Source organism: Thermus sp. FJN-A, assembly GCF_054655095.1.
Map to the genome: position 1 here is coordinate 1 of NZ_BAAHSC010000230.1, position 236 is coordinate 236.

General features: G+C 70.3%; 1 protein-coding gene. It reads left to right on the top strand.

What is annotated here, in order from left to right:
• The coding region (locus tag ACYQ0J_RS13520) for a tyrosine-type recombinase/integrase (RefSeq protein WP_460172619.1) at positions 1-236 on the top strand (236 nt) is incomplete at both ends.

Sequence of the window (236 nt, forward strand, 5' to 3'; positions counted from 1 at the left end):
CCTCGAGGGCCACCCCACGAGCCCCTACATCTGGAGCCACACCACGGGGCCCAACCGGGGAAAGCCCTTCTCCGCCCGGGCGGTGGAGGCCATGGTGAAGCGGGTGGCCAGGCGGGCGGGGCTCAAGGACTGGCAACGCATCACCCCCCATAAGCTCCGCCACTCCTACGCCAGCGCCCTGGTGGAGGCGGGGCGGGGGATTGACGAGGTGAAGGAGCTTCTGGGGCACAGCTCCA